The organism is Ruminococcus callidus ATCC 27760 (assembly GCF_000468015.1).
Lineage (GTDB): Bacteria > Bacillota > Clostridia > Oscillospirales > Ruminococcaceae > Ruminococcus_C > Ruminococcus_C callidus.
The window spans coordinates 1-11,109 of the sequence record NZ_KI260457.1; the positions used below are offsets into that span (position 1 = coordinate 1).

Consider the following 11,109-nt stretch of genomic DNA (forward strand, 5'->3'; position numbering starts at 1 on the left):
TGTCGCACAATCTTTGTGCGGTATTGCCATAACATTTATACCATAACTGCACCGAATGCGGCGGATCTGCATACACTGGAATGCACCGGATTCTCGAAAGCGGTGCAGAAAGGAGTTTTGTAATGCAAAGTTCTATGGATCACATGCCGCAGATGGCAGGCATGCAGCGGAACTTCCTGAGGGAATTCCAGTCGGCTGATGCCCCGATGTACGGCATGCAGGAAGCAGAGCCATTCCAACCCACCACGCCGTTTCCGGAGCAGACACCACCGGGCATGGCATATGTCCCCTATCAGCAGTGGGAGGAGCCCTATGATGCAGACACTGCCTTCCCTGTCGGAACCATTTTTCCGGCACTGGACTATCCCTATCGGGGAGGTGGTTCCTGTGCATGAGAAACAGAAGCTGCTCTCCATGATTCGGAAATATGATTTCGTCCTGTACGAATTACAGCTGTATCTGGACACCCACCCCCGCTGTCCAGAGGCTCTGCGAATGTGGAAAAACTATCAGGCAATGCGGCAGAAAGCGGCAACGGCATATGTCCGGCAGTACGGTCCGCTGCAGCCTTTGCAGACCAGCGGTGACAGCCCCTGGGCATGGAATCAAGGCCCGTGGCCGTGGGAAAAGGAGGCGAACTGAGATGTGGACCTATGAAAAAAAGCTGCAATACCCCGTTCGGATCAAAACACCCAACGCCAGAACGGCGAAGTATATTATTTCACAGCTTGGCGGCCCAGACGGAGAGTTGGCTGCTTCGCTACGGTATATGCACCAGCGATACACGGCAAAACCTGACAAAGTAAAAGGAGTTTTGACAGATATTGCCACAGAAGAACTAGCCCATGTCGAGATGATTTCCGCGATCCTGTACCAGCTGACTGACGGGCTGACACCGGAACAGATCAAGGAAGCCGGATTCGACGCGTACTTCGTAGACCACACCCTCGGACTGTACCCCCAGAGTGCCGCCGGCGTACCATTCACGGCTGCCTATTTCCAGTCCAAGGGGGATCCGATCACCGACCTGACCGAGGATATGGCGGCAGAGCAAAAGGCACGGAGCACCTACGACAACATTCTCCGGCTGTGCGATGACCCCGATGTCCGCGACCCGATCAAGTTCCTGCGGCAGCGGGAAATCGTGCACTTCCAGCGTTTCGGCGAAGCCCTGCGGCAAGTGCAGGACGACCTGAATTCCAAGAATTTCTACTGCTGCAACCCGTCTTTCGACAGCAGCTGCGGCAAAACCGCCTGCCGGAGAAAAATGCGGTAACACACTTCCCATAAGGCAATGCCGCACAAAGATTGTGCGGTATTGCCATAACTTTCAGATGCTGCTCTGTTTCCGGAGCAGCATTTTTTCTGTTTCCCTGAAAAGTTCACATACCACTCCTTGACTTTTCCCATATTTATGGTATACTAGCATACGGACAGTGTGATTTTCGCCTGTCCATAGAAGAAGGGAGAAGTGGGTATGATACAACTCATTGCAACAGATATGGACGGAACGCTGCTGGACGAGGAGAAGCAGCTTCCGGCACAGCTGCCTGCACTGCTGGAGGAATTATATCGCCGCGATATTACATTTGCCGTGGCAAGCGGCAGGTCGCACATGATGCTGACCAACCTGTTCGGAGAACTTGCCGAAGAAATCATTTTCATCTGTGACAACGGGGCATGCGTCATGTATCCCCATGAAGCACCGCTGCTGCACAGTCTGCCAAAAGATGTCATTCATCGGATTCTGGACGCGTGCTGCAGCCTGTCTGCCGGTGTGCCGGTGCTGTGCGGATTCCACCACATTTACTATCCGGAAAACGACAACGCTGCCATGCAGCATGAAATTCAGCGGTATTACCGCAATCCGCAGGTGGTTCCCTATGACGACCTGTACGCTGTTGACGAACCGATCCTGAAAGTTGCCCTGTGCGACACCAACGGACCGACAAAGGAAGCCTACCCTGTGATGCACGAAGCACTGGGCGATGCCTATGAACTGCTGATCTCCGGCGACTGCTGGATGGATATTATGTGCAAGGGTGTGACCAAGGGTGCCGCCTTGCAGGGATTGCAGGAGCGTATGGGCATCACACCGGCGGAAACCATGGCATTCGGTGACTATGACAACGACATTTCCATGCTACAGCATGCGGAATTCAGCTACGCTATGGAAAACGCCTCGGAGCGTGTCCGCCAGCAGGCAAAGCACATTGCTCCGGCAAACACCAAAAACGGTGTGGTGCGGGTGCTCTGCGAAACACTGGGGATCCATATGGAATCGCTGTGAGAGTGCGGCTGCCCATAAACCAAAAATGAAATTCTTAGGGCAATACCGCACGCAATCTGCTTGCAGTGTTTCCCTTATAACAGAGGGACGGTGCCGGCATCGTCCCTCTGCGTTTCTTTCGCTGCAAAATTTTTGGCAATACCGCACAAAGAGCGTCTGGCGACTTTGCACGCCATCTGCTTGCAAATTTTCCGTCAGAGCCTGTTTCGTATCTTCCCGCACGCATCTGTCGCACAATCTTTGTGCGGTATTGCCGTTTCATTTCACCTGTTTTTTACCGGCACTTTGCAAAAAAAGCTTTACAAAACCACAAAAATATGCTATACTGTCCTTAACGTTCTGATGATATGGAACGTGAAGGAAACACTACATGTCAGACCGCAATCCGGCATGCGGTTTTACGTTTCCTGAAAGCACTTTTTGCATTTGTCGTCACTGACAGAAAGGAGTTTTGGAATGGAAGCATCTATGCCATTTCTGCTGTGGGGCGGCTTGTTTGTGCTGACGGTTCTGGCGGAATTCGCCACCCAGCAGCTGGTGAGCATCTGGTTTGCTGCCGGTGCACTGGCGGGCTTTCTCGCAGCCTGTTTCGGGGCTTCGCCGGTGGTGCAGATCGTCTTGTTCGTGGTGATCTCTGTGGTACTTCTGATCTTCACCCGTCCTATCGTCCGCCGAATTTTCTCGTTCGGCATCAAGGACACCAACAATCAGGAGATCGGCAGGATCGCCGTCGTCATTCAGACGGTAGACCCCATACACAACACCGGACGCGTCCGGCTGGACGGAGTAGACTGGATCGCAGTTTCTCAGGACGGCACAGTCATTCCGGAAAACACCAGCGTCCGCATCGAAGCGATCAGCGGCACCAAGCTGCTGGTCAGCCGGCTGCCGCAGACAGAAGAACAAACTGTAAACAATTAAAGGAGAACACACATGGGACTGATTATTTTACTTCTGGTTATTTTCATCATTGTGATTTTTGTCACACGAATTCGCATTGTACCGCAGGCAAATGTCTACGTCGTAGAACGTCTGGGTGCATTCTATAAGGCGTGGGGCACCGGTATCCACTTTCTGGTACCGTTCATCGACCGCGTGGCAAAGCGGGTTTCCATTAAGGAACAGGTCGTAGACTTCAAGCCGCAGGCAGTGATCACCAAGGACAACGTTACCATGCAGATCGACACGGTCGTATTCTTCCAGATCACCAACTCGGTACAGTTTGCCTACGGTGTGGAACACCCTATCGCAGCAATCGAAAATCTGACTGCAACGACCCTGCGTAACATCATCGGCGAACTGGAACTGGACGCAACGCTGACTTCCCGCGACCTCATCAACACCCGCATCACCGAAACACTGGACCTTGCCACAGACCGCTGGGGCATCAAGGTCATTCGCGTGGAACTGAAAAATATCCTGCCCCCTGCTGAAATCCGTGACGCCATGGAAAAGCAGATGAAGGCAGAGCGTGAAAAGCGTGAAAAGATTCTCCGTGCACAGGGTGAACGGGAATATCAGGTCACTGTCGCACAGGGTGAAAAGGACGCAAAGATCCTCCGTGCAGAAGCAGAAAAGCAGACTGCGATCCTGAAGGCAGAAGCGGACAAGGAAGCCGTGATCCTGCGAGGCGAAGCGATCAAGGAACAGAAAATGCGTATCGCTGTCGGTGAAGCACAGGCAATTGAACTGGTGCAGAAGGCACTGGCAGACAGCTTGGTCAAGCTGAACGCAGCAAATCCCAGCGAAGCTGTTCTGAAGCTGAAATCGCTGGAAGCATTCGAAAAGGCAGCAGACGGCAAGGCAACCAAGATCATTATCCCCAGCGAGATTCAGGGGCTGGCTGGTCTGGCTGCCGGTCTGAAAGGTGTCCTCTCTGACAGCCCTGTAACCGCAACAGCTCCTGCACCGGCTCCGGCTGGAAAAACGGCTCCGGCAGCAGAGGCTCCGGCGGAAAACCAGTAAGCTTTCTGAGGCAGTACGGTACAAAGGCAATACCGCACAAAGTCTGTGCAGATTGCCTTGATTTTCCATGAAAATATTGTGACTAAAAAGGACGGCTTCGTGCCGTCTTTTTTTGTGGAAAAAAACGATTTTCCGCGAATGCGAATTCTTGGGGCTGTTCCCCTTGCAATCCTGTCGCAAATTGTTGTATAATAGGAGTTACGAGAGAAACGCGGAACAAAAGCATGCCCGCCATGCGGCGTTTCTCCAAAGTAAAGGCACCACCGTGATTCGATGCCGGATCATATTTGATATTCTGACAGAAACAGAGGTTATACACATATGGTTTTTTCCCGATTGTTTTTCATTTACCTATTCTTCCCCATTTGTTTTCTCTGCTATTTTGCGACAAAGAAAACCTCTTACCGCAACGCAGTGCTGATCGTCTTTTCCCTGTTGTTCTACGCCTGCGGGGATATTTCCTTTTTGTGGCTGGTCGTCGCCAGTGCACTGGTCAACTTCGTGCTGGGGCGTGGCATCGACAAATTCCGCGACAAGGCTCCCGCAAAGGCATTCTTGGCTCTGGGACTGGTGCTGAATCTGGGTACACTGGTGGGATTTAAGTACACCGGCTTTTTCATTGAGAACCTGAACAACTGGTTCTCCCTTTCCATTCCCGTCCCCGACCTGCCGCTGCCGCTGGGCATCAGCTTTTTCACGTTCCGCACGGTTTCCTATCTCATCGACTGTGCGTGGGGCAAAGTCAAGGCGGAACGAAATTTCTTCACGTTCCTGCTGTACGTTTCCTTTTTCCCGATCACCATTTCCGGACCGATCGCACGGTACGAAACCATGCAGGCAGATCTGCACCAGCGGCGGGTGTCTGCCGACGACCTTAGCATTGGCTTCGGACGCATTGCCGTTGGTCTGAGCAAAAAGGTCATACTGGCAGACCGGCTCTCCGGCATCGTAGACCAGTTCCTGGGGAACGACTTCACCACCCAGACCACACTGGGTGTCTGGTACGGTGTAATTCTCTACGCCCTGCAAATGTACTTCGATTTCTCCGGCTATTCCGATATGGCAATTGGCATTGCCCGCATCTTCGGCTTTCATCTGGACGAAAACTTCCGCCACCCGTTCCTCTGCAAGGACATCACCGAGTTCTGGCAGCGTTGGCACATTTCGCTGGGAACGTTCTTCCGCGACTACCTGCTGTACGTACCGCTGTTCGGCAAACGCCGGAAAATCGGCGGGCTGCTGCTGGTCTGGTTCTGTACCGGTCTGTGGCACGGTGCCAGCTGGAACTATATCATCTGGGGCATTTACTACGGACTGTTCCTCATGCTGGAAATGGGCATCGGCAAAAAGGGCATGAAAAAGATTCCGGCAGTGCTCCGGCATCTGTGCAACAAGATCGTCATCATTGTCGGGTTCGGCATCTTCTACTGCACCGGCGGTATCGACCAGCTGGGGGATATGCTGCTGGCAATGGCAGGACAGAACGGCACCGGCTGGCTGGACACCATGCTGGTCACTTCTGTGCAGAACAACCTGTTCCTGCTGATGGCTGCCCTGCTGTGCTGCTTCCCGCTGCTGGAACTGCCGAAAAAGATCATGGCAAAAAATCCGGCTGCCAATGTTGCCCTGTCCGTCACCGGCACAGTGCTTGCCGCCGGCCTGCTGGTCATCAGCAGCATTCTCATGGTAGATGCCACCAACACCCCGTTCCTGTACACCAAGTTCTGATCCAAGGAGGGAGAACACCATGGACGAAAACAACAAGCCGCAAAGTGACTTCGATCTGGACGCGGCACTGGCAGAAAAATTTCAGCAGGTACAGCAGGACGCAAACCGTCTGCGTGCCATGAATGACAATACCGATACACCGGCTTCTTCGCCTGTTCCGGAACCGACTGAGGTGCCGCAGGAACAGCCGGAACCGGAAACCGGATCCCCTGCTCCGGAGCCGGAATCACCGGAAGAACCGGCTGCTACCACCAAGGAGGACAAAGCCGCAGCCAAAGAGCGAAAAGCCCGCTACAAGCTGAAACGGCAGCTCCTGATCACCAACCGCATCGGTGCCGTTGTGCGGATCTTCGCCATAGGAACGATCATCTTCGGCGGCTCGATCTTCCTGCTGGTGGGCACACGCCCCACGGAATCCGCCGAGGAAAACCGAAAGCTTGCCACGCCGCCCGGCTTCTCCCTCGAAGCACTGGGCAGCGGCGACTATGTGAAAGACCTGATGCACTATTATGAGGACACCGTCCCCGGACGCAGCAGCTTCAAGCACATGATCAGCAAACTGGAAAGCTATCAGGGCTTACAGGGCGAGGACAAGGTACAGTTCTACGGCAACATTGCCCCCGTCAAAAAAGAGGAAACCGCCGATGCGGACAGCAGGACAACGACGACTGCACCGGTTGCCAGCGGAAACCGTTCCACAGAAACCACCACGGCAACTACCATTGTCACCGAGCCGGAGCCGGATCCTGTGGAGATCGGCGATGGCATTGTGCTGGTGGACAAGCGGGCGATCAGCATTTACGGCGGCAGCTTCTCCCGCGGGGAAAAGTATGCGGCAACGCTGAACGAATACAAGAAACAGCTGGGCAGCAAGGTCAATGTCTATTCGCTGGTGGCTCCTACGGCAGTATCGTTCTACCTGCCGGATTCCTACGCGGGCTATACCGGCAGCGAACCCGACAACATCGACCACATTGACGAAAACCTGAAAGATGTCAAGGCAGTCGATGCCTATGCAGCACTGGCGGCACACACGGACGAGGACATCTATGCCCGCACCGACCACCACTGGCTGCCGCTGGGGGCATACTACGCCGCAGAAGCCTTTGCCAAGACGGCAAACGTCAGCTTCGCTCCCCTGTCCGGCTACACCAAGACCACCCTGTCCGGCTATCTGGGCAGCATGTACACGTTCACCAAGAGTGCCGTCCTACAGGAGAATCCGGAGGACTTCACCTATTATACGCCCCACAACCAGTACACCACCCAGTATTATGACACCAACTTCACCAACGAACGGGACGGCAAGCTGCTGATCTCGCTGGACAACGTGGAGCCGGTCAGCTGGTATCTGGTGTTCATGGGCGGCGACGAAAAGATCACCCACGTGAAAACCGATGTCACCAACAAGCGGACACTGGTGATCGTCAAGGACAGCTACGGCAACGCCCTTGTCCCTTATCTCACGCAGTCCTTCTCGGACATCTACGTGATCGATATGCGTTACTTCGACCTGAACGCCGTTTCCTTTATGCAGCAGGTCGGTGCAACAGATGTGCTGTTCGCCATGAACACGTTCAGTGCCACCGGCGGCAACAGCGAATGTCTGGAAACAATTCGGACACAATAAGAGGGTTCACAAATGAAAGAACTGGAATATCCCTTTGACAGCAGCTTTCTGCTGCAAAAACGACGCAAACTGAAAAAAGCCCTTCTGGCAGACGGCTCTGCCCGCATGGAAAAACGCATTGCCGTGCTGGGCGGTTCCACCACCAACGACATTGTTTCCATGCTGGAACTGTTCCTGCTGAACTGCGGCATTCAGCCGGTGTTCTACCAGTCGGAATACGCACAGTACTGGCAGGATGCCATGTTCGATGCTCCGGAACTGGCAGCATTTCAGCCGGATCTGATCTTTATCCACACCACAAGCCGCAACATCACCGAAGCCCCGCTGCCCCTGTCCGCTTCAGAACAGGAAGTACAGGACGCACTGGAACGGCAGTACACCCACTTCACCCAGATGTGGGAACACCTCGCGGCAACATACCACTGCCCCATTTTGCAGAACAACTTTGAACTGCCGGCAACGCGGCTCATGGGCAACCGCGACGGGTGGGACTGCCACGGCATGGTGTGGTTCATCTCGGAACTGAACCGGAAATTCGGGCAGTATGCCGCCGCACACAACGACTTCTACATTCACGATATACACTATCTGGCGGCAAGCTACGGGCTGGACGCATGGCACGACAATTCCTACTGGTACCTCTACAAATACGCCATGACGCTGGACGCGATTCCGGAATTTGCCTACAGCCTGACACGAATCATTCGCTCCATTTACGGCAAGAACAAAAAGGTGCTGGCTCTGGACTTGGACAACACCCTCTGGGGCGGTGTCATTGGCGATGACGGACAAGAGGGCATCTCTATCGGGCAGGAAACCGCCGAAGCGGAGGCATACACCGAGGTACAGGAATACTGCAAGGCACAAAAACAGCTGGGCGTACTCCTTACGATCTGCTCCAAAAACGAACCGGAAAACGCCAGACTGGGACTTTCGCACCCCGATTCTGTCCTGCACGAGGACGACTTCGTGGCAATCAAAGCCAACTGGGAACCGAAAGACCGGAATCTGGTACAGACTGCGGCGGAACTCTCCCTGCTGCCGGAAAGCTTCGTCTTTGTGGACGACAACCCCGCAGAACGGGAAATCGTTTCCGCCCAGATCGCCGGCATTGCCGTGCCGGAATTTCAGGATCCTGCGGACTGCATTCGGGTGCTGGATCACGCGGGCTACTTTGAAACCACCACGTTTTCCGCAGCAGATGCCAGCCGCAGCGAAATGTACCGTGCCAATGCCCAGCGTGCCCAGATGCAGCAGACCTATGCCAACTACACAGACTATCTGCTGGGGCTGGATATGCACGCAGACATTCGGGATTTTGATGCGGTAGCACTCCCCCGCATTGTCCAGCTGACCAACAAGAGCAACCAGTTCAACCTGACCACACGGCGGTATACCCAGAGCGAAATGGAACAGGTGGCTGCCGATCACAAGCACATTCGCCTGTACGGACGGCTGCGGGACAAGTTCGGCGACAACGGCATTGTTTCCGTCGTTATCGGAGAGATCTCCGGCGACACCCTGCACATCGAACTGTGGCTGATGAGCTGCCGTGTACTGAAACGGGATATGGAACTGGCGATGCTGGACACCCTTGTGGCAGAGTGCCGGAAGCAGGGCATCACCGCCATCTGCGGCTATTACTACAAGACCGCCAAAAACGCCATGGTCAAAGACCTGTTCGGGACATTCGGCTTTACGAAAACCGAACAGTTCGAGAACGGCGACAGCACATGGCGTATGGAAATCGCCGGCTATGAAAACCAGAATCATGTGATTCAAGTCAACGAAAAGGAGCATCAGCAAGCATGACACACGAAGCGATTATGGAGAAACTGAACGAAATCTTTCAGGACATTTTTGACGATGACACGCTGGTCATCACAGAGAACACCACTGCCAACGACATTGAGGACTGGGACAGTCTGGAACACATCAACCTCGTCAGTGCTGTGGAAAAGGCATTCGGCATGAAATTCAGGATGCAGGAAGTTTCCGGCATGAAAAATGTAGGCGAAATGGCAGACATTATTGCTGCCCGTGCCGAAGAACCGAAGCCGAAAAAGCGGGGATTGTTCCGGCGGTAAGCGTTTTTTGCTGCTGGAAGAACAAAAAAATTGGCAACAAAATACAAAGAACGCCTGAAATGTGCAGAAATAGCTGGACATTTCAGGCGTTTTGCTGTATAATGATGATAGATTTGTATACCATTCGAATCCACTCGGAGGAATCCAGATGCCAAAAGAACAGTTTTTATCTTATCAAAAAGAAAATCATCACCCGTCACAGCCACCGGTACTGGACGCTGTCGGGTCGGTTCTGAATGCCCTGTGTGTCACCAAAGGATACACTTGGAAAGAGGCGTACTGCAAGCTGATCGCCGTCGCGGGAAAAATCGGGCAGATGCCCCAATATCCCAAAACCATTCGGGAACTGCTGCATGAAGAAGGGTTCTTTTTGCAGGCAAAAACCAATGTCAACAAGTGTATACGGGAGATCATTGCCGATTGCAACCACAGCTTTCATGACGGCGAAGTGGTCATACTGAATTTGTCCGTCGGACACACGAACACGGACGACGGGGAATATTGTCCCCTCGTGCCCCATGATCTGGACGGACAGACAAAGTATGCCCTGCACTTCCCGCAGGACAACAGAGATCGGATCGCCCGTGAAGTGTGGGTTGCCTGGAAAGACGGACAGGATCACAGCCCCCTGCCGCAGCAGCAGAGCCGTACACAGAGAAAAGAGCTGAAACTCCACATCGAAGAAAATGAATCGTTGGTAGTCCTGAACGAAAATCCCAACGACAACTACATTGGAGATTGTGCCGTCAGAGCCTTTGCAGCAGTTCTGGAGATCCCGTGGGCAGAAGCCATAAAAAGGCTTGCCGAAGCTCAAAACTACGCGGCGACCATTCTCAATGGGAAAAAAAACATCGATGCCCTTTTGAAAAAAGAGGGGTTCGAGAAATTCGATGCCATGAAGCGAAACGGAAAGATCCTGACCGGCAAGGAGTTTTGCAGCCTGATTCACGACATGTTTCCGGCGGGAACAAGAATATACGCGTATTCGGGAAGAAGCCATGTAGTTGCCATTCTGGTGTTTGACGGGGAATACAAAATCGTGGACACGTGGGACAGCACCAACCGAAAAATCATAGAATACTGGGCAAAATATCCCCAAAAGCCCAAAAGACCGAGAAAAACAGAAGCACCGACAGAAAAACTCACAGCACTCTCTGTCGGCATGACCATTCAGCACAAGACCTTCGGGAACGGCAAAGTGACTGCCCTTTCTGATACCATTGCCACCATTCAGTTTGCCGGCGGTGTCGAGAAAAAGTTTGCAGTCGCTTGGGTGCTGGGGAATTGCAAACCATGTGAAACTGCCTGAACTTCTACCGAAAAAGAGAAAAGCTGGTATTCTATGCAAGAGAATACCAGCTTTTTGTATTCAGTATTGCCTTTAGGCAATACCGCACAAAGAGCGTCTG

At 53.3% G+C, this 11,109-nt stretch carries 11 protein-coding genes; all 11 read left to right on the top strand.

Annotated features, from left to right (window positions below):
- Positions 1–122: 122 nt before the first annotated feature.
- The 11 genes from RUMCAL_RS11405 (at position 123) to RUMCAL_RS11455 (ending at position 11,009) form a co-directional block, all read left to right on the top strand.
- Positions 123–395, top strand: a complete 273-nt coding sequence (locus tag RUMCAL_RS11405; protein ID WP_242823513.1) for a spore coat associated protein CotJA — start codon at positions 123–125, stop codon at positions 393–395.
- The gene (locus RUMCAL_RS11410) at positions 388–642 is read left to right on the top strand and encodes a spore coat protein CotJB (protein WP_021683045.1); all 255 of its coding nucleotides are present in this window, start codon (positions 388–390) and stop codon (positions 640–642) included. Before RUMCAL_RS11405 ends, RUMCAL_RS11410 begins: the two co-directional genes overlap by 8 nt.
- 1 nt (position 643) lies before the next feature.
- Positions 644–1,276 carry a manganese catalase family protein gene (locus tag RUMCAL_RS11415; protein ID WP_021683046.1) on the top strand — a complete coding sequence of 211 codons (633 nt, stop codon included), beginning with the start codon at positions 644–646 and terminating at the stop codon, positions 1,274–1,276.
- Between the two features lie 201 nt (positions 1,277–1,477).
- A complete protein-coding gene (locus RUMCAL_RS11420) occupies positions 1,478–2,290 on the top strand; it encodes a Cof-type HAD-IIB family hydrolase (RefSeq protein WP_021683048.1) in 813 nt (270 codons plus the stop codon).
- Between the two features lie 456 nt (positions 2,291–2,746).
- Positions 2,747–3,211: an NfeD family protein gene (locus RUMCAL_RS11425; RefSeq protein WP_021683051.1), complete on the top strand. Its 465-nt coding sequence runs from the start codon at positions 2,747–2,749 to the stop codon at positions 3,209–3,211.
- Between the two features lie 12 nt (positions 3,212–3,223).
- On the top strand, positions 3,224–4,255 hold the full coding sequence (locus RUMCAL_RS11430; RefSeq protein ID WP_021683052.1) for an SPFH domain-containing protein: 1,032 nt from the start codon (positions 3,224–3,226) through the stop codon (positions 4,253–4,255).
- Between the two features lie 321 nt (positions 4,256–4,576).
- Positions 4,577–5,983, top strand: a complete 1,407-nt coding sequence (locus RUMCAL_RS11435) for an MBOAT family O-acyltransferase (RefSeq protein WP_021683054.1) — start codon at positions 4,577–4,579, stop codon at positions 5,981–5,983.
- A 19-nt stretch (positions 5,984–6,002) separates the two neighbouring features.
- The gene (locus RUMCAL_RS14805; protein ID WP_021683055.1) at positions 6,003–7,613 is read left to right on the top strand and encodes a DHHW family protein; all 1,611 of its coding nucleotides are present in this window, start codon (positions 6,003–6,005) and stop codon (positions 7,611–7,613) included.
- 12 nt (positions 7,614–7,625) lie between these two features.
- Complete coding sequence (locus RUMCAL_RS11445; protein ID WP_021683056.1) at positions 7,626–9,425, top strand: HAD-IIIC family phosphatase; 1,800 nt, start codon at positions 7,626–7,628, stop codon at positions 9,423–9,425.
- On the top strand, positions 9,422–9,700 hold the full coding sequence (locus RUMCAL_RS11450) for an acyl carrier protein (protein WP_021683057.1): 279 nt from the start codon (positions 9,422–9,424) through the stop codon (positions 9,698–9,700). The genes RUMCAL_RS11445 and RUMCAL_RS11450 overlap by 4 nt, the downstream gene beginning before the upstream one ends.
- Positions 9,701–9,848: 148 nt before the next feature.
- A complete protein-coding gene (locus RUMCAL_RS11455; protein ID WP_021683058.1) occupies positions 9,849–11,009 on the top strand; it encodes a hypothetical protein in 1,161 nt (386 codons plus the stop codon).
- Positions 11,010–11,109: the final 100 nt, after the last annotated feature.

Coding starts and splice junctions, on each gene's coding strand:
- RUMCAL_RS11405 (WP_242823513.1), top strand. CDS start 123: ATGCAAAGTTCTATGGATCACATGCCGCAGATGGCAGGCATGCAGCGG.
- RUMCAL_RS11415 (WP_021683046.1), top strand. CDS start 644: ATGTGGACCTATGAAAAAAAGCTGCAATACCCCGTTCGGATCAAAACA.
- RUMCAL_RS11420 (WP_021683048.1), top strand. CDS start 1,478: ATGATACAACTCATTGCAACAGATATGGACGGAACGCTGCTGGACGAG.
- RUMCAL_RS11425 (WP_021683051.1), top strand. CDS start 2,747: ATGGAAGCATCTATGCCATTTCTGCTGTGGGGCGGCTTGTTTGTGCTG.
- RUMCAL_RS11430 (WP_021683052.1), top strand. CDS start 3,224: ATGGGACTGATTATTTTACTTCTGGTTATTTTCATCATTGTGATTTTT.
- RUMCAL_RS11435 (WP_021683054.1), top strand. CDS start 4,577: ATGGTTTTTTCCCGATTGTTTTTCATTTACCTATTCTTCCCCATTTGT.
- RUMCAL_RS14805 (WP_021683055.1), top strand. CDS start 6,003: ATGGACGAAAACAACAAGCCGCAAAGTGACTTCGATCTGGACGCGGCA.
- RUMCAL_RS11445 (WP_021683056.1), top strand. CDS start 7,626: ATGAAAGAACTGGAATATCCCTTTGACAGCAGCTTTCTGCTGCAAAAA.
- RUMCAL_RS11450 (WP_021683057.1), top strand. CDS start 9,422: ATGACACACGAAGCGATTATGGAGAAACTGAACGAAATCTTTCAGGAC.
- RUMCAL_RS11455 (WP_021683058.1), top strand. CDS start 9,849: ATGCCAAAAGAACAGTTTTTATCTTATCAAAAAGAAAATCATCACCCG.